24 protein-coding genes and 1 pseudogene are annotated in these 21,297 nt (G+C 70.0%); 9 read left to right on the top strand and 16 right to left on the bottom strand.

The features are described 5' to 3' along the window. Position 1: 1 nt before the first annotated feature. Complete coding sequence (locus tag ITP53_RS08490) at positions 2-304, bottom strand: hypothetical protein (protein WP_195894763.1); 303 nt, start codon at positions 302-304, stop codon at positions 2-4. A gap of 100 nt (positions 305-404) precedes the next feature. Beyond that, complete coding sequence (locus tag ITP53_RS08495) at positions 405-1,046, bottom strand: TetR/AcrR family transcriptional regulator (RefSeq protein ID WP_195894810.1); 642 nt, start codon at positions 1,044-1,046, stop codon at positions 405-407. Positions 1,047-1,119: 73 nt separating this feature from the next. Between ITP53_RS08495 and ITP53_RS08500 the strand changes: the two genes are divergently transcribed. Continuing rightward, entirely contained in the window at positions 1,120-1,734 is a 615-nt protein-coding gene (locus ITP53_RS08500) for a hemerythrin domain-containing protein (protein ID WP_195894764.1), read from the top strand. 61 nt (positions 1,735-1,795) lie between these two features. Here the strand turns inward: ITP53_RS08500 and ITP53_RS08505 are convergent, their stop codons facing one another. Further along, positions 1,796-2,278 carry a DUF1203 domain-containing protein gene (locus ITP53_RS08505; protein ID WP_207755677.1) on the bottom strand — a complete coding sequence of 161 codons (483 nt, stop codon included), beginning with the start codon at positions 2,276-2,278 and terminating at the stop codon, positions 1,796-1,798. Between the two features lie 187 nt (positions 2,279-2,465). On the opposite strand from ITP53_RS08505, the gene ITP53_RS08510 reads away from it, so the two are divergent. The 3 genes from ITP53_RS08510 (at position 2,466) to ITP53_RS08520 (ending at position 5,750) form a co-directional block, all read left to right on the top strand. Then, positions 2,466-3,914 (top strand): transposase, encoded by a 1,449-nt coding sequence (locus ITP53_RS08510; RefSeq protein ID WP_195894765.1) that lies wholly within the window; start codon positions 2,466-2,468, stop codon positions 3,912-3,914. 211 nt (positions 3,915-4,125) lie between these two features. Next, positions 4,126-4,680, top strand: a complete 555-nt coding sequence (gene aroQ / locus ITP53_RS08515; protein WP_207755678.1) for a gamma subclass chorismate mutase AroQ — start codon at positions 4,126-4,128, stop codon at positions 4,678-4,680. Between the two features lie 215 nt (positions 4,681-4,895). After that, positions 4,896-5,750, top strand: a complete 855-nt coding sequence (locus ITP53_RS08520) for a hypothetical protein (RefSeq protein WP_207755679.1) — start codon at positions 4,896-4,898, stop codon at positions 5,748-5,750. A gap of 9 nt (positions 5,751-5,759) precedes the next feature. Here ITP53_RS08520 and ITP53_RS08525 read toward each other — a convergent pair whose 3' ends face one another. From ITP53_RS08525 to ITP53_RS08540, 4 genes are all read right to left on the bottom strand, one after another. Further along, on the bottom strand, positions 5,760-6,887 hold the full coding sequence (locus ITP53_RS08525; protein ID WP_195894768.1) for an alpha/beta hydrolase family protein: 1,128 nt from the start codon (positions 6,885-6,887) through the stop codon (positions 5,760-5,762). Then, positions 6,871-7,443, bottom strand: coding sequence for a TetR/AcrR family transcriptional regulator (locus ITP53_RS08530; RefSeq protein ID WP_195894769.1), 573 nt, complete (start codon positions 7,441-7,443; stop codon positions 6,871-6,873). Before ITP53_RS08530 ends, ITP53_RS08525 begins: the two co-directional genes overlap by 17 nt. A gap of 46 nt (positions 7,444-7,489) precedes the next feature. Then, positions 7,490-8,500 (bottom strand): LacI family DNA-binding transcriptional regulator, encoded by a 1,011-nt coding sequence (locus ITP53_RS08535; RefSeq protein ID WP_195894770.1) that lies wholly within the window; start codon positions 8,498-8,500, stop codon positions 7,490-7,492. A gap of 206 nt (positions 8,501-8,706) precedes the next feature. Continuing rightward, positions 8,707-11,601: a M36 family metallopeptidase gene (locus ITP53_RS08540; protein WP_328814314.1), complete on the bottom strand. Its 2,895-nt coding sequence runs from the start codon at positions 11,599-11,601 to the stop codon at positions 8,707-8,709. Positions 11,602-11,827: 226 nt separating this feature from the next. Between ITP53_RS08540 and ITP53_RS08545 the strand changes: the two genes are divergently transcribed. Then, positions 11,828-12,481, top strand: a complete 654-nt coding sequence (locus ITP53_RS08545; protein ID WP_195894772.1) for a helix-turn-helix transcriptional regulator — start codon at positions 11,828-11,830, stop codon at positions 12,479-12,481. After that, the gene (locus ITP53_RS08550; protein WP_195894773.1) at positions 12,478-13,458 is read left to right on the top strand and encodes a threo-3-hydroxy-L-aspartate ammonia-lyase; all 981 of its coding nucleotides are present in this window, start codon (positions 12,478-12,480) and stop codon (positions 13,456-13,458) included. The genes ITP53_RS08545 and ITP53_RS08550 overlap by 4 nt, the downstream gene beginning before the upstream one ends. 55 nt (positions 13,459-13,513) lie before the next feature. On the opposite strand, the gene ITP53_RS08555 is transcribed toward ITP53_RS08550, so the two are convergent. From ITP53_RS08555 to ITP53_RS08570, 4 genes are all read right to left on the bottom strand, one after another. Next, positions 13,514-14,254, bottom strand: a complete 741-nt coding sequence (locus tag ITP53_RS08555) for an SDR family NAD(P)-dependent oxidoreductase (RefSeq protein WP_195894774.1) — start codon at positions 14,252-14,254, stop codon at positions 13,514-13,516. Then, entirely contained in the window at positions 14,251-14,928 is a 678-nt protein-coding gene (locus ITP53_RS08560; RefSeq protein ID WP_207755680.1) for a VC0807 family protein, read from the bottom strand. Before ITP53_RS08560 ends, ITP53_RS08555 begins: the two co-directional genes overlap by 4 nt. Next, a complete protein-coding gene (locus ITP53_RS08565; RefSeq protein WP_195894775.1) occupies positions 14,925-15,551 on the bottom strand; it encodes a TetR/AcrR family transcriptional regulator in 627 nt (208 codons plus the stop codon). Before ITP53_RS08565 ends, ITP53_RS08560 begins: the two co-directional genes overlap by 4 nt. A gap of 67 nt (positions 15,552-15,618) precedes the next feature. Next, complete coding sequence (locus ITP53_RS08570; RefSeq protein WP_207755681.1) at positions 15,619-15,972, bottom strand: ArsR/SmtB family transcription factor; 354 nt, start codon at positions 15,970-15,972, stop codon at positions 15,619-15,621. 55 nt (positions 15,973-16,027) lie between these two features. Between ITP53_RS08570 and ITP53_RS08575 the strand changes: the two genes are divergently transcribed. Further along, complete coding sequence (locus ITP53_RS08575) at positions 16,028-16,774, top strand: SDR family NAD(P)-dependent oxidoreductase (RefSeq protein WP_195894776.1); 747 nt, start codon at positions 16,028-16,030, stop codon at positions 16,772-16,774. Positions 16,775-16,941: 167 nt separating this feature from the next. On the opposite strand, the gene ITP53_RS08580 is transcribed toward ITP53_RS08575, so the two are convergent. Next, positions 16,942-17,409, bottom strand: a complete 468-nt coding sequence (locus tag ITP53_RS08580; protein ID WP_195894777.1) for an ATP-binding protein — start codon at positions 17,407-17,409, stop codon at positions 16,942-16,944. A gap of 196 nt (positions 17,410-17,605) precedes the next feature. On the opposite strand from ITP53_RS08580, the gene ITP53_RS08585 reads away from it, so the two are divergent. Beyond that, positions 17,606-17,770, top strand: a complete 165-nt coding sequence (locus ITP53_RS08585) for a hypothetical protein (protein ID WP_195894778.1) — start codon at positions 17,606-17,608, stop codon at positions 17,768-17,770. Between the two features lie 13 nt (positions 17,771-17,783). Here ITP53_RS08585 and ITP53_RS57115 read toward each other — a convergent pair. After that, positions 17,784-18,134 (bottom strand): annotated as a pseudogene (locus ITP53_RS57115) (molybdopterin cofactor-binding domain-containing protein); the annotation flags it as partial. Between the two features lie 27 nt (positions 18,135-18,161). Continuing rightward, complete coding sequence (locus ITP53_RS57120) at positions 18,162-18,665, bottom strand: hypothetical protein (RefSeq protein WP_236050595.1); 504 nt, start codon at positions 18,663-18,665, stop codon at positions 18,162-18,164. Positions 18,666-18,738: 73 nt separating this feature from the next. Between ITP53_RS57120 and ITP53_RS08595 the strand changes: the two genes are divergently transcribed. Next, entirely contained in the window at positions 18,739-19,239 is a 501-nt protein-coding gene (locus tag ITP53_RS08595; RefSeq protein WP_195894779.1) for an MSMEG_6728 family protein, read from the top strand. Here the strand turns inward: ITP53_RS08595 and ITP53_RS08600 are convergent. Together ITP53_RS08600 and ITP53_RS08605 are read right to left on the bottom strand one after the other, a co-directional pair. Continuing rightward, positions 19,232-20,743 (bottom strand): multicopper oxidase family protein, encoded by a 1,512-nt coding sequence (locus tag ITP53_RS08600; protein ID WP_195894780.1) that lies wholly within the window; start codon positions 20,741-20,743, stop codon positions 19,232-19,234. The two genes, ITP53_RS08595 and ITP53_RS08600, sit on opposite strands and share 8 nt — an antisense overlap. Then, positions 20,740-21,144: a hypothetical protein gene (locus ITP53_RS08605; protein ID WP_207755683.1), complete on the bottom strand. Its 405-nt coding sequence runs from the start codon at positions 21,142-21,144 to the stop codon at positions 20,740-20,742. The genes ITP53_RS08600 and ITP53_RS08605 overlap by 4 nt, the downstream gene beginning before the upstream one ends. Positions 21,145-21,297 lie beyond the last annotated feature (153 nt).

A 21,297-nucleotide genomic window follows, 5' to 3' on the forward strand; every position in this document is an offset into this window, starting at 1 on the left:
GTCAGTGATCGTCCCAATGGCCGTCATGCCAAGCGTGCCGGTGCCCGTCATGCACATAGTCGATGTGATTCTGGTGCGGGATCGCCACATGACCGCAGCCGGCCTCGTGCTGGTGCGGGTGATCGGCATGTTCGACGTGCCCGGCGGAATCGCACTCGTCGAAGTGACCGTTGTGCGCGCGGTGCAGGTGCCCGTCGTGCACGTAGTCGGTGTGGTCCCCATGCGGTACGGCGACGTGGCCGCAACTCTCGTCATGCCGGTGATCGTGTTCGGTGTGCTGCTGGTGCTCAGCGGTAGATGTCATCGTTCCCCCTTCATACGAGCGATCCCCGAAATCACCGGCCGCATAGACCCGTCACGAATCTGGGCGGGAAAAAGAAGTTGGCTCTCTCTTTACGAGACCTTCAGCCGGCGCCCTGGTCGGATGGGATGGAAGGGGTGTGCAGCAGGGCCTGCTGGGCCGCGCCGGCCATCCAGGACTCGGCCCGGTCGAAGCCCCAGCCGCGCTCTCCCACGAGGGTGATCCAGGCCGGCTCCCCGAGGTAGAACCAGAGCAGGTCGACGGCGTCGGCATGGTCCAGCTCGGGTCTCAGCGCGTTCAGTGCCGTGAGCCGGTCGGCCACCGCCGTGAGTGCGGCGAGGTAGGCCGCCATGGCCGCCTCCTTGACCGCCGCGACGGCGGGCTCCGCGAGGTTCTGGTGCATCAGGCCCCAGTCGATCTCCCAGTGCCGTTCGTGCGCCTGCCGGGTGCCGGCCGCGGTGATCGCGACGATCGCGCGCGGGTCGTCCGTCCGCTCGATCGCGATGAGGGTCTGCTCGACGGCGGGGTCCTCGACCACCGGCGCCAGCAGCGCGGCCAAGATCGCCGCCTTGCCGCCGGTGCTGGTGTAGACGGTCTGGACGGCCACCCGCGCCGCCGAGGCGATGTCCGCCACGGTCACCTTCGCGTAGCCGTCGGCGAGGAACAGCCTGCGCGCGCTGTCCAGGATCGCCGCGCGCGTGGAGAGCGCCGCGTCCGTGCGCCGAGGCGAGTTGTACGAACGCATCACCGGTGAACATTACCAAACGGCATAGTCGACTATATTGACCATAGTCACCTCTATCCAATAACTTCCCCGCATGACGGATTCCCAGGTGACAGCGGTTCTCGAGACCCGCCTCATCCACGACATACATCGCCGCGCCACTTCTTTGCTGGCCGAAGCCGCCGCCAGGCCCTCGGCCCCGCCAGCCGCCCTGGCCGAGGTCCGCGACTTCCTCGTCGCGCACCTGCACCACCATCACGAGTCCGAGGACGACATCCTCTGGCCCATGATCAAGGCCAAGGCCCCCACCGCCGCCGACCCGCTCGCCGGCCTCAGCGACGAGCACGACCGGCTGGACGCGGCACTCGACGCGCTCGGCGCGGCCCCGATGGACGACTCCGACCGCACCGCGCTCCTGGACACCGCGGTCGCCGTTCGCGACCTGGTCCATCTGCATCTGGAACACGAGGAACCGGCGCTCTTCCCGGCCCTGCGCGATCACGTCTCCGAGGCCGCCTGGGCGGAGTTCTCCCAGCACGTCATGGCGACGACCCCCCAGGTGGGAATGCACCTTCTGGTCGGCTTCCTGGAGCAGGTGGGCACCCCGGAGGAGGTCGAGATGCTCATCGGCGGCATCCCCGCTCCCGTGCGCACGGCCCTGCGCGAGCAGGCACAGGCCACCTTCGACACGTTGCGGGCGGCCGGCTGACGCGGCGCCTCGCGCTCCCGCCCGTTCGGCGCCGAACCGTGTCTGCTCGGCGCTGACCCGTTCAGCTCAGACGCTGAGGACCCAGGGGCTGAGGACGTCGTGCCTCGAAGATGAAGCAGCCGAACTCCACGGCGCGGACGTGGACGAGGGCCACCTCGGGGTCGTCGAAGAGCACGTCGAGCAACGCCGTCGCGGCGACGGGATCGGCCGACTGGCGCGCCTCGACGAACTGACCGCCGAGGATCGTTCCATCGGCTCGGTAGGTACGGAAGACACGACGATCGCCGCCCATGGCGACGGGGTAGCCGGGCGACGGCTCCTGGCACGGGTTCGCGTGGATGAACACCGGACCCAGCTCCTCGTACGCTCCCGGGTCGGCACCGGTCTCCATCGCCCAGCGGCGCAGCGGCGCGTACGAGGCCAGCAGCAGGGCCTCCCCCGGCGCCGACCGCCGCAGGCAGCAGCGCAGCGGGTTGCCACCCTCATCGGTGAGCGCCCTGGGCTCCCGCCCGGAGTCGTCCCTCTTACGAAGCTGATCCACCACATCTGGAGCAATAGCGGCTCTACGAGCTTCCCTGGAGTCCGTATTCGTGTGATCGCGCCGCGTGATCAACCTGGGTTACAGAGGGTGACCGGAGAAGTGTTGCCGCGGATCACGCAGGCATGATGAGCGCCTGTGGTTTGAGATCATGCTTGTCGACTAAAACTAGCGATCTCTCAACCACAGGCGCATGGATCAGCATATTGCGAATCTGCTGCTGGGTTTGGACGGAGTCGACGTGTTCGACGCTGCTACCAGCGCAAACGGGACTTTGACCGTGTACGTCACGACGTCGCCGGATATCGCCGGGGGCTGCACCGGCTGTGGGGTGCTGTCACGGCGCCCGCTGGAGTTGGTGGCCACCCATCCTCGTGACCTGGCTGTGGGCGAGCGCCGGGTGCGGCTCGTGTGGCACAAACGCCGCTGGTGGTGCGATGAGAACGCCTGCCAGAAACGGACGTTCAGCGAAGCGATCCCGCAGATCAACCCGGGGATGCGAACCACGCGGCGGCTGCGGCGAGCGATCGGGGAGGCCATCGGCGAGCAGTTGCTGGCGGCGGCCGAGGCCGCACGCTCCCATGGCGTCGCCTGGCCCACCGCGCACGCCTGTTTCGTCGAACTCGCCGACGACGCCGGGATCATCCCCGCGCTCGACCCATGCCCCGGCCCGATCGAGCCTGCCGAGCCTGACAGCCAGGCCGCACGCGGTGGTCAACTCCACGACGACGGCCTGCCTCCGGTCGCCCACCTGGGCATCGACGACACCCGGCGCGGGAAACGCCGCCTGCGCAAAGATCCCGTCACCGGCACCTGGACGGTGCTGGCCGACCGCTGGCAGACCGGATTCGTCGACATCAACGGCGAGGACGGGCTCCTCGGACAGGTGCAGGGCCGGGCCGCGGCCGACGCGATCTCCTGGTTGAAACGCCAGCCCAAGGGGTGGCTGGCCGCGGTCGAGATCGTCGCGATCGACATGAGCGCCTCCTACAAGGCCGCGATCCGCACAGTGCTGCCACACGCCGCCATCGCCGTCGACCGGTTCCACGTGGTGCAACTGGCCAACAAGATGGTCGCCACCGTCCGCCGCAAGGAGACCGCCCGCAAGTACGGCCGCCGCGGCCGGGACGGCGACCCCGAGTACGCCGTGAAACGCCTGCTCATGCGCAACTTCGAAGACCTGAGCGGCGACGCGCGGGCCAAGATGTGGAAACTGCTGGCCGACGCCGGCCCGGCCGGGGAGGCGATCAAGGCCGCCTACGTCGCCAAAGAGCTGATCCGCGAGGTACTCGCCCTGTCGCCATCTCGAACCGGGGTCACCCCGGCGCACAGCCAGATCCGCCACCGCCTGTACACGTTCTTCACCTGGTGCGCCATCTTCGACGATATCCCTGAGCTGGCCACCTTCGTCAACACCATCGACAAATGGTCCGCCGAACTCATCGTCGCCGTGCGCACGGGCGTCAGCAACGCCAAGAGCGAGGGCGTCAACCGGATCGTCAAGCTGGTCGCCAGGGTCAGCTACGGCTTCCGCAATGTCACCAACCAGCACCGCCGCGTCCGCTACGCCGCAACCCGCGCAGGACGCCGCGCAAAGTCACAGACAGCGACCGTCAAACGATCAGTGCCGGTGGCCGCATGATCACACATTCCAGCGAAGCTCGAAGAGCCGCAATAGCCCTGATTTCATAAGCCATGCTTCATCCTGTGCCCGACGGCCGGGCGGCCGCTGGCGGAAAACGGCCATCACGCTGGTGAGCGCCGCGACCCTGGATGCTCCCGCTGTGCCGGAATACGATCGGGGAGTGCTCACCCAGCGTTCATGTGGGATGAACGGAAGGTATCCATGTCTGATGCTGTCGGCCGCGTCGCTGGTGCTGGCGGGGGCGCCCGCGGCGCCGGCGATCGACCACCGGCCGCCCGTACATGCCGCGATCCACCAGGACGGTCTGGCGCGGCTGACCGATCTCACCGTCCGGCGCATTCTCCTGGCCGACCAGGTGGCCGCGGCGAAGTACGGAACCAGCCGCCCGATCGACGATCCCGCCCGCGAACGGCAGGTGCTCGACTCGGTCGCCACCTTGTCCAGGAGCATCGGACTCGCCCCCAAGGACGGCGTGGACTTCTTCACGGCCCAGATCGAGGCCGCCAAGGTGGTGCAGCGCGGACTGTACGCGCACTGGAAGGCCCATCCCGAGCTGCGACCGAGCGAGCGGCCGGAGCTCGCCACCGAGGTCAGACCCCGGCTCGACCTGCTGACGACGCGGATCCTGCGGCAACTGAAGGCGACCCTCGGCGTCCGCGAGCCCACGGCCGCCTGCCGGATCGTCACGGGCGCCGGGGCGAGCGAGGCGAACTCCTCGTTGATCGCCGCCATGGCCGCCGTCAGCAGCCACCGACGTCGCTAGCGCTTTCTCGCCGCGAGGAACCCAAGCGACATCTGGGTGAACTCACCGGTACGAGCCGGGTGTGAGTTCAGGGGGCGTGTCACCATGAACGGTGACACGCCCACCCCCCGGAGGTCCTGTTGACTGTCTTCCAGCGTGTTCTCCTCGCCTTAGCGGTGACGGCACTGGTGGCGCCGCCTGCCGTACCGGCCGCGGCAGCCGCGGCCCCAGCCGGAATGTACAGATTCGTGGTCGCCATCGGCGGACTGAAGACCGCCTCACGCGAGAACTGGGTGCGCCTCGCCACCTACTCGCTGACCGCCGACGGCAAGGCATACGACTCCCACTTCCACTGGTCCCAGCGCGTACGCGTGAATCGCGGCTACACCGGCGTCACCGCCTCCGGCTGCGGCGCGCGGGCCTGCCAGGTGCAGACCGCGGGCGGCTACCCCGCCACCAGTTCCCCCAAGAAGCTCAGCGGGACCTACACGACGACCGGCTCGGTGCTGCGGATCACCTGGGACGGCAACGGATGGGAGGAGTGGACGGTCAGTGAGCCGATCGCCGGGCAACTCGCCAAGCTCACCTACCGGGGCAGCTCCTTCGGCGCGACGCACGGGTACGGCTACGGCAGCAACGCCGCATGGAGCGACCGCGCGTCGATGGCGGAGATCGCCGCCTTCGACCACACCCGGCTCAAGCACGACTACCACCTGTGGAAGACCGACGCGGGCACGCCGTACCTCGACGAGGGCGCGGGCAACCCGTTCTGGATGACCGCGTGGCAACGGTGTTCGAGCGGCCGCTGCCTGGGCGGCGCCAACTCCGGCACTGACTACTACCTGTCCACCGCGAACGCCACCTCGACCGACCGCAGAGACACCATCTGGCACTGGCGGCGCGCGTTGGCGGACGGGCGCGGCGAGACCTGCTACACCGGCAACTCGCACGTCAAGCCCATGCTGCAGATCATCGACAACGCCGGCGGCTTCCACGGCTGGGTCGCCGTCGAGGCGTCGCTCAACCAGACCTCGCCGAGCCAGGGCACCTCGGCGGACGACATCGGCATCTTCGAGCTCAGCGAGTTCTAGCCGCCGGCCTCACTCGGGCGACGCTCGGGCGTCGTCCAGGAAGTCGCGCAGGAGGCGGTCGTAGCGGGCGCGGTCGACGTTCCACGCCTCGGTGTGCTGCCCCCGCGCGAACTCCTCCAGCTGGATCGGCCAGTTCAGGCGCCGGCCGGTGGCCGCGAGAAGGCGGGACTCCTGCACCGGATGGGCTTCGTCGGGAACGGTGTGGATCAGGAGCAGGGGCGGCCTGACCTTCGGCGGGTGGTTGATCATGCTGAGCCCGTCCACGTCCACTCCGGTACGCCACTCGGTGACGTGATTGGAGAGTGACCCGAAGAACGCAGGGACACCGTAGCCGCTGGCGCTGTGCGCGGCGGTCATCCCGACATCGATCATGGGCGCGTCCAGGATGGCCCGGTCGACCATGGTCGCCAGCGGGGACCTCGCGAGGAACCGGCCGACGATCGCGCCGCCCATGGAGGTGCCGTACAGGATGACGCGTCGTGCCCCCCTGCGCTGGGCCTCGCGGACGGCGGCCTCCAGGTCACGCCACTCCGAGTCGCCCAGGTGGATCAGCCCGTCGGGTGAGGGCGGCGCGCCTTCGTCGTTGCGGTAGCTGATGTTCAGGAAGGGCAGGCCGAGCTGGTGTACGACCGGGAGCACCTTCAGCTCCGCCTTGCGCCGCCCGTTCTGCCCGTGGACCGCGATGACCCAGGTGGAGCCGCGTCCGGGCACGTACCACGCGGGAGCGGGGCCGAGTTCAGTAGGGATCATGATCTCGGAGTAGTCCACTCCCCAGGCGACCTTGGGGTCACCGGGCGGGACGTTGCCGAAGCGGCCGGGGGTGCCTACAGAGGGGATGAAGCCGCGCAGCACCTCGCGTGTCACCTGGCCGGGGGCCCGGGACACGATCTCGCCGAGCATCGAGTGGGAGCCGGTCCACTCCAGCCAGTACGTCCCCGGCTTGCGGGTCTCCGCCGTGTCGGTCAGGGTCACCGCGTGGCCCCGCACGGCGAGCACCCGGGTGTTGTTCTCCCCGTAGCGCACGACCTTGATGGACTGGTCGCTGCCCCACCAGGCGGCGTAACCGCTCGCGCAGACCAGGACGGCCGCTAACGCGGCGAGGGCGATCGACACCTTCCGTCTACGCCCGGATGCCATCGAGGGTCCTCCTCCCCGTCCGCCTGCACAGCTCTCGGAACGCGTCCTCCGGCAGGCCGATGCGCCCGCCGATGTAGAGGTGGACGAGCCCCTGGGTGCTGGAGGTCAGCACCAGCGCCACCTCCAGCGGATCGTCGGCGCGCAGCAGGCCCAGGCGCATGCCCTCGTCGACCAGGGCCACCACCGGGGCGAACGCCGGGGACCCGCGGCCCTCGAAGTCGTCGGGGAACCGCCGGGCGCGTTCCCGCCGATCGGTCATGAGGAACGTGTACAGATGCGGAGTCCCGAGGGCGAAGTCCAGGAAGTCGTCCATCAGGCCGAACACCCGGCTCTCCCAGTCCCCGTCCTGGATCCGTGTCCCCCAGCCCTCCGCGATCCGCTTGAAGGCTCGATCGACCACGGCGTCGAGCAGGGCCTGACGGTTCGGATAGTGCTTGTAGATCGCCATCGCGGTGACGCCGACCACGTCCGCCACCCGCCGCATGGTCACCGCGTCGGCACCCTCGCTCACGAGAATGTCCCGCGCCGCGTCGGCGATCCTCTCGGCCGTCTTCATGTATACACCGTACACCCCGGAGGTGTACGACGTATACCCCGGGAGGTCAGGCGGCCAGGCTGGATCCGCGTACGACGAGTTCGGTGGCGAGTTCGATGTGGTGGGACTCGATCGTCTCGCCGGCGGCCAGGCGCAGCGCCGTGCGCAGGGCGACCCTGCCCATCTCGCGCAGCGGCTGGCGGACGGTGGTCAGCGGCGGCGAGGTCAGGGCGGCGAGGTCGGTGTCGTCGAAGCCCACGACGCTGAGGTCCTCGGGGACGCGCAGTCCGCGGGCCCTGGCGGCCTGTATGGCGCCGAGCGCGACCCCGTCGCTGACCGCGAAGACGGCCGTCGGCACAGGCTCCACGTCGAACAGGAGCGCCCCTTCCTTCAGCCCGTCTGGATAGCAGAAACCCCCGGAGGCGCGTACGTACTCCGGCCGTACGGGCACCCCCGCGGCCTCCATCGCGGCGCGGTAACCGTGCATGCGCGCCTGGTTGGGGGCCGCGCCGGCGGGGCCGCCGAGGTAGGCGATGCGGCGGTGGCCGAGGGCCAGCAGGTGCTGGGTGGCGGACAGGCCGCCGACGAAGTTGGTGGAGCCGATGCTGACCATGGGGATGCCCGGCAGGTTGACCGGGTCGATGACCACCAGCGGCAGGCAGGCCTGGGACAGCGCGATGAGCTGCGCCTGGGTCGGCTCGGCGAGGGTGATCACCGCGCGCCGGCCGGCGGCGACCAGGTCGTGGGCCCAGGACGTGCCGTCGCGGGGCGTGCCCTTCTCCTGGGTGACGATCACCCCCACGCCCGACGCGGCGCCGGCCTCGATCGCGCCGGTGATGATCTCAGCCGAGTAGGAGCAGAGATCCTCGTCCAGCTGCACCTCGACCAGCCCCTCCACCGGAGTCCGGTGTGGCGGGCGTGGGACGTAGCCGTGTTCCGCGAGCAGCGAGCGCACCAGCGCCCGCGTGGCCGGCGCGACGTCCGCGCGGCCGTTGAGCACCTTCGACACGGTGGCCACCGACACTCCCGCCGAAGCGGCGACGGTGGCCAGCGTGGCACGTCTGGGTCTGGTCGGCATAGATTCCTCCACAGCAGATCCTAAACACGCGTCCGGCCGCCGGGTCTGGTCAGGAGTCTCTCAGGAGAATTCGATGAATGAGCCGCCGACCGCCCTCGCCGAGGGCGTCGACGCGGAGTTCATGTACCAGTAAACCGCAGAGCACGGCCCGCGCCCCCCCGATAGCGCGGGCCGTGCCCCTTCAGATCAGCCGGTCAGATCGGCCGTCAGTACGAGAACGCCTGGAACTCGGCCGCCCTCACATGCTCCCGCTGCGGGCTGGCCGTGGCGCAGTCCGTCGCGGAGTTCGGATCGTTGTCCTGCTCGCCGGCGTACACCGGGTTGCCGGTGCACTGCGTGGTGAGCGCCCTGAACATCAGGTGCGTGGCGCTCGTGGCCCGCACGTCGAACGACTCGATGAGCATGTCCGCGCCACGTGGCCGTGGCCGCGTGGCGTCGAACGCGTTCGACTTGCTGGTGTAGACCTTCTTGAACTGCGCCGGGTCGGCGCAGTCCTTGGCGCAGGCCAGCACCTCGAACGAGCGCAGCGCCGAGAAGCGGTTCTGCGTGGCGGGATCGGCCGGATCCGAGCCGGGCCTGAGCATCGCGCTCACCTGCACCCTGCGGATCTTGACCGGGTCGTCACCCGCCAGGTCCACCACGACCGACTTGCCCGCGGGCGCGCCGGTGAGCGAGGCCCAGTTCGTGGCCTCGGTCTCGTCGATCAGCTTGGCCTGGTTGACGCCGTCTCCCGTGGCGGTCGCCCCGCTCGCGGCCGAGGCGTGGTTGCGGGTCAGCAGCAGCGGGAGCGGCAGCTTCACACCCGGAACCACGACGAACTTCGTCCGCTTGTGCCCGAATCCGGCGCCCGCGACCACGAAGTCGTAGATGCCGGGGGTCATCTCCACGGTGTCGCCGAGCGGCGTCGCGGGATCGGTGTCGGCGACCGGGACGGCGCGTGCCTCGTAGTCGCCCACGTAGAGCCGCAGCGCCGCGTCCTTCGCCTCGCCCAGCGGCTTGAGCTGCAGCGAGCCGTTCTTGCCCGCCGGGTTGACGAAGCTGGGGGTCGGGTCGGGGTCGCTCGGGCCGTTGCTGGCCGCGGCCTCGCCGAGGCCGTGCTCGGCGAACGCGCGCCACATGATGTCCTGGTTCTTGCCGTCGAAGCGCATCCGGTCCGCCGCGAGCAGCGCGTCGCGGTGGTCGACGTAGCTGACCGCGCCAGAGGCCATCAGCAGCAGGGCGTCGAACGAGAGTTGCATCCAGCGCCGGTTGCCCGGGCACCGCTCGACCGGCGTCTTGCCGTCCGCGCACGACTCCTGCTGCTTGGCCGAGCCCTTGCCGTACCGCTTGACGAAGGCCTCGCGTACGTCGAACTGTGTGGCCGACCAGATCTCGCCGTCCGCGTGCACCTGCTGGCCGACGATGTCGTAGTTCATGTCGCTGTAGTTGAGCGGCGACTTGGACATGTCGTAGTTCCTGATGCCGGCCGCCTTGTCGCCCGTCACGTAACCACCCGTGACGTACGGGGTCAGCCCGGCGGGGCGGAAGCCGTACTCGTTGAGGTACTCCATCGCGACCAGGTCGGAGTTGCTCTCGTTCATGGCCCCGGCCTGGGCGCCGCTCCAGCCGGAGTTCGGCCCGCCGATCATGCGGCCGGAGATCGCGTGGGTGTACTCGTGGCCGATGACCGACATGTCATAGTCGCCGTCCGCGCAGGGCGAGTAGAACGCGCCGGCCTGGGGCTGCCACAGGTACATGTTCGTGATCGGCGCGACCCCGTCGGGCCCGGTGATCTGGTTGGCGTTGTTGCGTACGGACAGCACCCGGGCGCCCGCCTGGGCGTTGCCCTGCTCGGGGTCGTTGCCGAGCCCGCCGCGCTCACCGTTGTCGCCCTGCATGTTCCAGGCGGTCTCGGTGAAGCCGAGCCGGTAGGACCAGTCGTGCAGGCGGTTGTGCATGGCGTTCAGGTTGGCGATGGCGGCCTCGAGGTCGGCCTCACCCTCCTGGTCGAACGTCGCCGGGTCGCACTTGGCCTCGTGCCAGGTGTTGTTCCACGGGAAGGTGTAGTTCCTGCTCGGCGTGATCACGTTCGGACGGGTGCCGACGGCCGACGAGCTGCCGCTCGCCCGCTTCTCGAAGGTCTTGGCCGCGTTGCCGATGCTGGTGTTCGTCGACTCTCCGGTGGCGTGGTCGACGTCCCAGGCCTTGCCCGTCCCCGGGTCGACACCGCTCACGAAGTCACAGCCGCGACCGGGCGCGGCGCACCAGGTCTCACGGGTGTCCTTGGAGGAGTAGTCGTCGCGCGGGTTCGACGGGAACACCGACCACTGCGGGTTCTCCGGTTCGAAGTGGTCGACCAGGTTGTCGCGCGTCAGAATGGCCCCGCTGACCGCGTCGACGTGCGTGGTGTACCCCGCCGCCTCGCCTTCCCCGCCGGCGATCAGCACCACCTGGTACGCGTTGTGCACCCCGTCGGGCGCGGGCACCGCGACCGGGGTCGCCTGCTTGGTGCGTGCCGTGGCCAGGTCGATGCCACCGTCCCTGGCCGCCACCTCCATGGCCTGCTCCGCGGTGATCGCCGCGGCCGGGGGCGCCGCCGTCTCCCGCGACAGCGAGGAGGTGACGTGCTTGACCTGACCGCCGGTCACGCCGATCGCGACGAGACCGTCCACGCCGGCCGGCAGGTCGCCGAAGCGCTGACGCAGGAGCACGGCGTGCCCTGCGCCGATGGGGTTGACCGCGACCCTCTCCAGGGCGTCGACGGCCTCGGCGGACAGTCCGAAGACCGCCTCGTTGTCCTTGAGATAGGCCCGCGCGGCCTGCTCCGAGTCGGAGCTCAGGCCCTCGGCCAGCGGTTCCGCGCTGGTGACCGAGGCGGGGGTGCCTAGAGCGTTCCATCGGATCTCGGCCTCGGGACCGGCCCTGCGGGCGTTGACCCCGGCGGGCGGGGGCACCCGGCCCTGGCGGTTGTCCACGTCTGGCTGACCGGTCTCTGCCTGGAAATCATGGGTTCCCACGGCCTGCCCGCCGGGTTCTCCCCGGGCTGCCGTGGTGAGGGGGAGGGTCGTCGCGGTGACCGCGACGACGATGAGAGCGCTGCGTAACCAGGACTTGGTCGACACGAATCCCTCCTGCGTGTCAGGGATGCGCAGGTTGCGCGCATCTCGCAAGAGGTAACACCCGTTCATGGAGGCTGACAAGATCTTGTAAAGCGTGACATTTCAGCGTATAGGCGGATTTCGCCGGGCTTGTACGGTCGTCTCACCTGGGGACGGGCGCTTGCGATCTGGCTGCTTGGACATTTCATCCAGGACATATACGATATGTCCAACCGGTCTGGAGGGGCTCATGGAGCAGGAGCAGGATGCGATCATCGCCGCGCTCGCCCCGGTCGCCGACGGGATCGTGGCCACCCTGGGCTCGGTCTGCGAGGTGGTCGTGCACGACTTCCGCCGCCCGGACAACTCCGTGGTGGCCATCGCAGGCTCGGTCACCGGGCGCAACGTGGGCGGGTCGATGAGCGAGATCGGCATGGGCGTACTGGCCCGCGGGGACGAGGCGGGCGACGAGCTCAACTACGTGACCCGCACCCAGGACGGCAAGCTCGTCAAGTCCTCCACGATGGTGCTGCGCGACAGCGAGGGGGCCGTGTTCGGAGCCCTGTGCGTCAACCTCGACATCACCGCGCTCAGCCAGGCGCACGCGCTGATCGGCGAGCTCGCCGCCGCCCCGGCCGCCGTGCCCACCACCACCTTCGGCGACGACGTCGACTCGGTCCTGGACGCCGTCGTGGACGCGTACCAGCTCGACCAGAACAAGCCCTGGGGCTCGCTGAGCAGGGAGGAGCGGCTGCGGCTGTTCCGCGGCCTGGACCGGCGCGGCGTGTTCGCCGTGCGCCGGGCGGTCCCACAGGTGGCGGCCAGGCTCGGCATCTCCCGCGCGTCCGCCTACAACTACCTCGCCCAATCGCGCACCGACACCTCGCTGGAGGACCACGCATGACGAACGCACTCCCGGTCACCCTCGACGACGTCCGCGACGCCGCGGTCCAGATCAAGGGCGTCGCCCACCGCACGCCCGTACTGCGTTCCAGGACCCTGGACGCGCTCGCCGGCGCGCAGGTCTTCCTCAAGTGCGAGAACTTCCAGCGCATCGGCGCGTTCAAGTTCCGCGGCGCCTACAACGCCATCTCCCGGCTCTCGCCCGAGCAGCTCGCGAAGGGCATCGCCGCGTACTCCTCGGGCAACCACGCCCAGGCCGTCGCCCTGGCCGCCCGCGAGCTGGGCAGCTCCGCCGTGATCCTCATGCCCGAGGACGCCCCGCCGTCCAAGCGGGCGGCCACCGCCGGTTACGGCGCCGAGATCGTCACCTACGACCGCTACACCGGCGACCGGGAGGCGATCGGCGCGGCGCTGGCGGCCGAGCGCGGACTGACGCTGATCCCCCCGTACGAGCATCCGCACGTCATCGCCGGGCAGGGCACCGCCGCGCTGGAGCTGATCGAGGAGGTCGGCGACCTCGACGCGTTGCTGACGCCGATCGGCGGCGGCGGGCTCATGGCGGGCAGCGCCACCGCGGCCAAGGGCCTGCGTCCCGGCATCCGCGTGATCGGTGTCGAACCCGAGGCCGGGGACGACACCAGGCGGTCACTGGCGGCGGGTGAGCGGGTGTCCATCCCCGTCTCCCGGACGATCGCCGACGGCCTTGCCGCCGAGATCCCCGGCGAGCTGACCTTCTCCGTCAACAAGCACCTGGTCGACGAGATCGTCCTGGTCTCCGATGACGAGATCCGCACGGCGATGCGGCTGGCGTTCGAACGCCTGAAGATCGTCATGGAGCCCAGCGGCGCCACCCCGCTGGCCGCCCTGCTGGCCGGCCGGCTCTCCCCCATGCCGCCGCGCATCGGACTGATCGTCTCCGGCGGCAACATCGACGCCCGCCGCTTCGCCGAGTTGTGCGCGGACGCGCCGCCGGCGTGACTGCTCGGCGGCCGCTTCCCCGCCGACCGGCGGGCTGGTGGAATCCGACGGGTTCCTAGCCGGAGGGCTCGAGGCCGCTGAGCGTGATCGCCGGGAACTCGGCCGGCGTGGGGGGCTGGTCGGCCTGCACGACCCAGGCGAGCCCGGTGCGGTCGTCCGCGAGGATGGTCTCCACCGCCGCGGCGACCTCCTCAGGGTCGGCGAGTCGCAGTCCCGCCTCGACCAGCGGGGCGCGGAACGACGCGATGATCGGGGTGTCCACCAGGCCGGGGCACACGGCGTTGACCCGGATGCCGTCGCCGGCCAGAAGCATGGCGGCCGAGCGTACGAGGCCGATGAGGGCGTGCTTGGCGGTCGCGTAGAAGATGTCGGGCGAGGCGGTCAGGCCGGCGAGGCTGGAGGTGACGATGATCGAGCCCGACCCCTGGGCGCGGAACCGGGGCAGGCAGGCGTGGATTCCGTAGACCACGCCGTCAAGATCGGTGCGCATCGTCTCGCCGTAGCCTTCGACGGTGAAGTCGTGGAGTCCGCAGCGGCCCGGGATCCCGGCGTTGAACATGGCGACGTCCAGCCGGCCGTACGCGGAGATCGTCTCGGCGACCGCGGCGTGGTTGCCGCCGGGATCGGCGACGTCGAGGCGTACGAACAGGCCGCCTGTCTCGGCCGCGACGGCGGCTCCCGACCTCGCGTCGAGGTCGGCGACCACGACGCGCATGCCGCCGCGGGACAGCCTGCGGGCGGTGGCGGCACCGATTCCGCTGCCTCCACCGGTGATCAGTGCCACTGGCGTGGTCACGACGGCTCCGGTTCCGCGATGCGCGACATTTCGACTCCTCGTATGCGCAGGCCGTGCCGGCGCAGGCAGACGCGGCCGTAGAGGCGCTGGAAGGCCACCAGGACCAACAGGGTGACGACGAGCAGCACGTCGTCGAGCAGCGGGACCAGATCGATGGGCAGGGCCATCGCCATGACCACGCGCACCCCCGTGTCGGCGAGGAACGCGACTCCCCAGACGGCCGTGACCGCTCTGAGCGCGTGCCGGAACTCGGGGAAGCGCTCCCAGTTCGACGCCCAGATCTCCTGCTTGCCCGGGTCGAGGAACATCCTGGTGCCCTCGTAGAGGAACGGCCGCCGGCCCAGCAGACTGATCAGGGCCCACAGCCCCAGGGCGGCGCTGCCCCAGGCATCACGGATCAGGAGCACCCTCGGACTGCCCGTCACGAACGACATGACCACCGTCAGCGCCATCGCGCCCAGGACGAACATGGTGGTGCCGCTGACCCTGCGCTCGGTGACGATGCCGTGCACGGCTCGCCCGGCCGGCAGGACGCTGCCGCACAGCAACGCCAGCCACTGGTTCACGCCCGCCGCCCGCAGCCCGTAGAAGATCGCGAGCGGGCCCGCGAACTCGAAGACCAGCACACCCAGCATCGCCCGGCGAGAGGACCTCGACGCCGTCGCCGCGGTCATCGTGACTCCTCCGCTTCTCCCGTGGTGGCCATGAGGAAGATCGCCACCGCCTCGCGGGTGTAGGCGGCGACGTCGATCCCGTGGTCCCCGCCGATCCGTGCGGCCGCCGCCTCGATGACCCCGCGGATCATCACGGCCATGGACCTGGCGTCGAAGTCGCGGAACTCCCCCGAGCGCTGCCCGTCACGCAGCAACTCCTCCAGCCCCCGCACGCCCGGCTCCTGGTACTCGGCCGTCGTGTGCCGCTCTCCTGACGGGTTGCGCAGGTGGTTGCCGACCTCCGTGAGCGCCGCGACCTCCTTGGGGTGGTCACGCAGGAACTCCAGGTTCGCCTCCAGGTACGCCCGCAGCCGCCCTGGCGCCGTGCCCTCCGCCTCCATCCGTTCGATCATGTACACGGCCCCCGACCGGTAGACGTCCTCGACGATCGCCTTGATCAGGTCTTCCTTGCCGGCGAAGTGGTACGAGATCAGCCGCGGGCTGCTGAGCCCGGCACGCTCGGTGATGCGGGCGAAGGACGCCTTGTCATAGCCCAGCTCCCCGATGGTGTCGATGGCCGCCCTGATGATCTGCGCACGACGTACGGCGTTGGTGGCCGAGTCGCGGGAGGGTTTTATCTGCATAGATAAAAAATGGTATGCCCAGATAAATTTCTTGTCCAGCGTCGCCGCACGCTGAAGTGTTCTGGGGTCAGGACGTCGGCGAAGTGGTCGCCAGGCCGACGTGGCGGCCGACGTCCTCGACGTCGGCCGCGGCCAGCACCGCCGGCAGCAGACCGGGGAAACGCTCCTGGAGATCCTCGCGGCGCAGGGTCACATAGCAGCGGGTGCCCTCCTTGCGAGTGCGGGTCAGGCCGGCGTCGCGCAGGATCCGGAGATGGTGGCTGAGCGTCGACTTGGCCACCGGCGCCCGCAGCTCACCCCAGCCGCGCTCGGCCCCGTCGGCCAGCACTCGCACCAGCCCGACCCGGATCGGGTCGCCGAGGGCCGCCATCACTCCGGTGAGGGTCATCTCCTCCAGCTCAGGGTGCCCGGTTCGTCGCATGCTGCCTATGATACCTTGTTCGATGTTTGACGAACATCGAATGAAGGGTTCTGTCATGGCATTCACAGATCTGGTGGTCATCGTCACGGGTGCGGGGTCGGGGATCGGCCGCGCGACCGCCATCGCGTTCGCCCAGGCCGGCGCGTACGTCCTGGGTGTCGGCCGCCGCAAAGAGGCTCTGGAGGAGACCGCCCAGGGTCACCCCAACATCGAGATCCTGCCCATCGACCTCCGCGACGCGCATGCGCCCCAAACCATCGTCGACACGGCGCTCGCCCGCTGGAAACGGGTCGACGTCCTCATCAACAACGCCGGCGCGACCGCGATGATGCCGCTGGCCGACGTCACCGCCGAGCGCATCGGCGAGCTTTTCGGGCTCAACGTCGCCGCGCCCAGCCTGCTGGCCAGCGCCGCCCTGCCCCACCTCCGGCGCACCCGCGGCTCGATCGTGAACATCTCCAGCACGTACGGCCACCGGCCGCTACCCGGCGCCGCCCACTACGCCGCCACCAAGGCCGCCATGGAACAGCTCACCCGCACCTGGGCCCTGGAGCTGGCCTCCGACGGCGTCCGGGTCAACGCCCTGGCCCCCGGCCCCACGGAGTCCGAGGCGCTGGCCGCGGCCGGCCTGGCCGCGGACGCGGTGGAGCAGATCAAGCAGGACGAAGCCGGCCGCATCCCCCTGAGCCGCCGCGGCGAGCCCCACGAGGTCGCCACCTGGATCCTGCACCTGGCCCACCCCACCTCCACCTGGCTCACCGGCCAGGTCCTCACCGTCGACGGCGGCCTCGAACTCGTGTGACCGACTCTCACCAGGACGTCCGTGCCCATCAGCGCATGCATCACTGTGTCCATCAGCGCAGCCGTACGGTGGCCGTCACGGACGCACGATATGCCGGACTTCTGATCAGCGCAGCTCGCCGAACCAGCGCAGCACCCGCGGCAGCGAGCGGAACGCCGAGAGGGCGGTCAGGCGCCTGGCCTGATCGGTACGACGTTGCCGGGCGTGACGCGGCGGGGGAGCGCGAACCAGGTGGCCTTGCCGACGAGGTCCGGGCGGGTGAGGTAGCGCTGGGGGTGACAGCCGTGAAAGCCGTCGGAGAGCCTGGCGATGATCCGCAGCCCCCGCCCGTGCTCGGCGCTCACGTCGGGAGGCGGCGGGGCGGGCAGGATCGGGCTGCTGTCGACCACCACGCACATGATCTCTTTGGCGTCTATGTGCAGGGCCAGCTCGTAGGGGCCGGCGCCGTACAGGAAAGCGTTGGTCACCAATTCGCTGACCATGAGCACGGCGTCGTCGACGAGATCGGAACAAAGGGCGAGCGCCGACAATTCACGGTGAATGATCGTTCGTGCGTGGCGGACCGTCCTGGCGTCCTGGACCAGCGGCCAAACGTACTGCTTCCCGCTCGGGCGAGCCGATCGCAGCCTGGTCATGGCCTCTCTTTCCTGGGCGGGGCAGCGAATGCGTGTTTCGTTCAACAAGGAGTGCCTGCCTAGGGTCGACGTACACCGCTGTCGAAACATGTACGTATGGAAAGGCATTCTGGTTGAATCCGCCGCGAGAAAAATCACCATTATCTTTAGCCGCGCTCCGCGGGCGGCCGGGACGCTCGCGGGTACGGACACAGCCATGAGCAGTCCTGACGAGAACACACCGAAGAACGACCCCAAGCCCATGCCCGACGCCGTACGCCGGCCGCCCAGGGATCGTCCGGTAAAACCCAAGCCCGCCGGCCAGGAAGCGCTGGAGCGGGCGCTGTCGGAGTCAGGCAAGAACCTGAAAGATCTGACCTAGCGTCACACCACGTCTACAGCAGGGGCCACAGCCGGGCCGGGGTCAGGGGAACGTCGGTGATCTTCGCCGCGGCTTCGGGGACCGCGGCGGCGACCGCGTTGGCGATGGCGGCGGCCGGGCCGATGGTGCCGGACTCCCCCGCGCCCTTCATGCCGCCCGGCGTGAGCGGCGAGGGAGTCCGCAACATGAAGACCTCGATGCCGGGCACCTCCCTGGTGGTCGGCGGCAGGTATTCGGTGATCGGCTGGCCGTCCTCGGTGTACACGATCTCCTCGGTCAGCGCCATGCCGATCCCCTGGGCCACGCCGCCCCTGATCTGGCCCTCCACCAGGGCCGGGTTCACCAGCACGCCGGAGTCGTTGACCGCCCAGTAGCCCTCGGGCGATCGCCATCAGCTTGTCGCGCAGGCGTACAGCGTGAAGTCGGTGAGCACGTTCGTGCCCCAGTCGGGGTAGAGCAGCGGCGCGCCTGCCTCCAGCGCCCGCTCCGCGCCGACCACGGCGGGCAGCTCGTCGAGCTCCAGGTCCACGAGGTCGGCGGCGTCCCTGGCGGCCTCCGGCGTGCGGGCGACGACGACGGCGAGCGGCTGGCCGGCGTATCTGATCGCGTCGTCCAGCATCCGGTACGACAGCATCCGCTGGCCCGGGGCCAGGCTGACGCACGGCAGGAACAGGCCGGCGGCGTCGGCCGGGGTGATGACGTCGAGCACGCCCTCGGCCGCCGCGGCCGCCTTGGCGCCGCAGCCGAGCAGCCTTCCGTGGGCGGTGGGGCTGCGGACCACGTACGCGTGGACGGTGCCCGGCAGGCGGACGTTGCCGACGTACCTGCCTCTGCCCGTCAGCAGCCTGATGTCTTCCCTTCGCGGCGTCCTCGCGCCGACATACCCCTCTCCCATGGTCCGATTGTGAGCGCGGTCGTCCGAACGGTCTATACGATCCGCGAGAAAGAGCACGTCAGCGGGGGCACTGATGCAAACTTTCCTACCATTTCCGGACTTCGCCGCAACGGCTGCGGTCCTGGACCCGCTACGGCTCGGCAAGCAGCGGATCGAGTCCCTGCAGGTCCTCCGCGCCCTCACCATCCCCGGTTACGGCTGGCGCCACCACCCGGTCGTGAAGATGTGGGCCGGTTACGAGGAGGCGCTCGTCCGCTACGGCCTCGAGGTGTGCGACCGCTGGCGCGCCATGGGCCGGCCGGACACCTGCGCCCGGACCATGACCACCGAACTGGCCAGGCACCGCGCCACCCCGAAAGCCACCCCGAAAGCCACCCCGGAAGTACGCCGCCAGAAGGAGCTGGCGGCGGCCGGCGAGCTGCCGCCCTGGCTCGGCGACGAGGCGCTGCACCGCAGCCACCGCTCCGCGCTCCTGCGCAAGGACCCCGGCTTCTACCGCCCGGTGTTCGGCGACGAGCCGGACGACCTGGACTACGTCTGGCCCCGCTCCGACCGCCTCCCGGTGGTCAGATGACCTCGAAGGCGGCCATCATGGCCATGTCCTCGTGTTCGAGGTTGTGGCAGTGCAGGACATATCGCCCCCGATAGTCGGTGAACCGCGTGACGATCTCGACGGTCTGGGCGTCGCGCACCTCGATCGTGTCCTTCCACTCCGGCGGCCCCGACGGCCGCTCGCCGTTGACCGACAACACCTGGAAGTGGTCCAGGTGCAGGTGTACGGGGTGGGCCACGTCACTGGTCAGCCGCCACACCTCGACGTCCCCCAGCTTCGGTCTGGCCTCCATCCGACGGGCGTCGAACGGCCGGCCGTTGATCAGCCACCCGGTGCCGCCGTGCATGCTCCCGCTGCTGAACTCGAACTCCCGCGTCACCGTCGCCTTGCCTGGATCGAGCGCCTCGACGGTGGACAACCGTCCTGGCACGGCCGAGTCGTCGGGCTCGTCGCGGTCCACCGCGAACCGCATCACCCTGGCCTGCGCGCCCTCCCCCGCCAGGTTCCGCAGCTCGACGTACCGGCCCAGCTCGTAGCCGGCGAAGTCGACGACCACGTCCGCGCGCTCACCAGGGGCCAGCCTGATCTGACGTACCGTGCGCGGCGCGCTCAGCAGGCCCCCGTCGCCGCTGATCCGCACCATGGGGCCGCCGGTGGACAGCTCGTACACGCGCGCGTTGGACGCGTTGCACAGCCGCAGCCGGTAGCGCGCCCTGGCCACCCGCAGCTCGGGCCAGGGCGCGCCGTTCACCAGGATCACGTCCCCGAGGACGCCACCCATGTACCCCTCCTGCACCCCCGGCCGATCCGGCAGGCCCGGATACAGCAGCGTGCCGTCCGCGGCGAACGACCGGTCGCAGATCAGCAGCGGCACGTCCCGCTCCCCCGCGGGCAGCGGCAACGCCTCCTCCTCGGCGTCGCGCACCAGGAACATCCCGGCCAGTCCGCGCCACACCTGCGGCCCCGTGTAGTCCATGCGATGGTCGTGGTACCAGAGCGTGGCGGCCCGCTGCTCCAGCGGGAACACGTACTCGCGCGCGGCCCCCGGCGCGACGAGGTCCGTGGGGAAGCCGTCGGACTCCGGCGGTGTGTGCCCGCCGTGCAGGTGCAGGACGGTCGGCTCACCGAGCTGGTTGACGAGTTTCACCACCGTCCGCCGCCCGCTGCGCGCCTCGATGGTCGGCCCGGGAAACGTCCCGCCGTATCCCCAGATCGGGGTACGCAGCCCCGGCAGCACCTCCACCTCCGCCACCCGCTCGGTCAGCTCGTAGAAGTCGGCCCCGCCCGCGCTGCTGACCGGCTTGGCCACCTCGGGCAACGGCAGCGGCACCGCGTACGGCTTGGGCTGCGGCGCCGCGCCGGCCAGGAGCTGCGGTTGCGGGGTGCCGGCGAGCAGCGAGCACCCCGGCACCCCCACCGCCGCCACCGCACCGATACCGAGCAACCGCAGCACGTCCCGTCTCCCCGGCCCGGCCCCGCGCCCGTTCCGGGTCGTGGCCGCCTGGCCGCCGCCGATCCGGGTCATGCCACGGCCCGGCGGGGGAACACCCTGCCGAGCTGGGCGACGCCACCGCCGAACAGCAGCACCCCGAGCGGCAGGTGAACGGTCTTCACCCCCATCTCGCCGAGCACCGCCTGCACGACCGTCAGGACCAGCAGCAGCGCAGCCGGGACGATGAACGCCGCGGACCCGCCACCTGGCCGCCAGACCAGGATCGCCGCGAGGAGGTGGAGGATCCCGACGACGAGCAGGGCCACCGCCGAGGCCATGTGCAGCGACCGCCCGCCAGGGGTGGAGAGCAGCATGCCCGCCGTCACGGCCTGGAACAGCAGCGCGACGACATGCAGGACCACCGCGGCCCTGAGCCACTGCATGGCCCAGGGGGAGGTGCGTACGGGCCGGGCATCGAACTGTTGCGTGACCATCTCAGTCTCCTATGAGTGCGTCGAAGTGCTCTGTCGCGGTGATGGCGCAGATCTTCTCCATGGCACGACATCGTGGTGTCCGGCCCGGCCCCTGGGCATCGTGCCGGGGAAGACTCCTGCGCCTACGACGCGCGAAGCACAGCGGGCCGCACT

Origin of the sequence: Nonomuraea cypriaca, from assembly GCF_015645445.1 — a bacterium.
In the GTDB taxonomy this organism is placed as follows: Bacteria; Actinomycetota; Actinomycetes; order Streptosporangiales; family Streptosporangiaceae; genus Nonomuraea; species Nonomuraea cypriaca.

Excerpts from the sequence above, each read along its gene's own strand:
- ITP53_RS08490 (WP_195894763.1), bottom strand. The coding sequence starts at position 304 with ATGACATCTACCGCTGAGCACCAGCAGCACACCGAACACGATCACCGG.
- ITP53_RS08495 (WP_195894810.1), bottom strand. The coding sequence starts at position 1,046 with ATGCGTTCGTACAACTCGCCTCGGCGCACGGACGCGGCGCTCTCCACG.
- ITP53_RS08500 (WP_195894764.1), top strand. The coding sequence starts at position 1,120 with ATGACGGATTCCCAGGTGACAGCGGTTCTCGAGACCCGCCTCATCCAC.
- ITP53_RS08510 (WP_195894765.1), top strand. The coding sequence starts at position 2,466 with ATGGATCAGCATATTGCGAATCTGCTGCTGGGTTTGGACGGAGTCGAC.
- aroQ (WP_207755678.1), top strand. The coding sequence starts at position 4,126 with ATGCTGTCGGCCGCGTCGCTGGTGCTGGCGGGGGCGCCCGCGGCGCCG.
- ITP53_RS08520 (WP_207755679.1), top strand. The coding sequence starts at position 4,896 with ATGTACAGATTCGTGGTCGCCATCGGCGGACTGAAGACCGCCTCACGC.
- ITP53_RS08525 (WP_195894768.1), bottom strand. The coding sequence starts at position 6,887 with ATGGCATCCGGGCGTAGACGGAAGGTGTCGATCGCCCTCGCCGCGTTA.
- ITP53_RS08530 (WP_195894769.1), bottom strand. The coding sequence starts at position 7,443 with ATGAAGACGGCCGAGAGGATCGCCGACGCGGCGCGGGACATTCTCGTG.
- ITP53_RS08535 (WP_195894770.1), bottom strand. The coding sequence starts at position 8,500 with ATGCCGACCAGACCCAGACGTGCCACGCTGGCCACCGTCGCCGCTTCG.
- ITP53_RS08545 (WP_195894772.1), top strand. The coding sequence starts at position 11,828 with ATGGAGCAGGAGCAGGATGCGATCATCGCCGCGCTCGCCCCGGTCGCC.
- ITP53_RS08550 (WP_195894773.1), top strand. The coding sequence starts at position 12,478 with ATGACGAACGCACTCCCGGTCACCCTCGACGACGTCCGCGACGCCGCG.
- ITP53_RS08560 (WP_207755680.1), bottom strand. The coding sequence starts at position 14,928 with ATGACCGCGGCGACGGCGTCGAGGTCCTCTCGCCGGGCGATGCTGGGT.
- ITP53_RS08565 (WP_195894775.1), bottom strand. The coding sequence starts at position 15,551 with ATGCAGATAAAACCCTCCCGCGACTCGGCCACCAACGCCGTACGTCGT.
- ITP53_RS08570 (WP_207755681.1), bottom strand. The coding sequence starts at position 15,972 with ATGCGACGAACCGGGCACCCTGAGCTGGAGGAGATGACCCTCACCGGA.
- ITP53_RS08575 (WP_195894776.1), top strand. The coding sequence starts at position 16,028 with ATGGCATTCACAGATCTGGTGGTCATCGTCACGGGTGCGGGGTCGGGG.
- ITP53_RS08580 (WP_195894777.1), bottom strand. The coding sequence starts at position 17,409 with ATGACCAGGCTGCGATCGGCTCGCCCGAGCGGGAAGCAGTACGTTTGG.
- ITP53_RS08585 (WP_195894778.1), top strand. The coding sequence starts at position 17,606 with ATGAGCAGTCCTGACGAGAACACACCGAAGAACGACCCCAAGCCCATG.
- ITP53_RS57120 (WP_236050595.1), bottom strand. The coding sequence starts at position 18,665 with ATGGGAGAGGGGTATGTCGGCGCGAGGACGCCGCGAAGGGAAGACATC.
- ITP53_RS08595 (WP_195894779.1), top strand. The coding sequence starts at position 18,739 with ATGCAAACTTTCCTACCATTTCCGGACTTCGCCGCAACGGCTGCGGTC.
- ITP53_RS08600 (WP_195894780.1), bottom strand. The coding sequence starts at position 20,743 with ATGACCCGGATCGGCGGCGGCCAGGCGGCCACGACCCGGAACGGGCGC.
- ITP53_RS08605 (WP_207755683.1), bottom strand. The coding sequence starts at position 21,144 with ATGGTCACGCAACAGTTCGATGCCCGGCCCGTACGCACCTCCCCCTGG.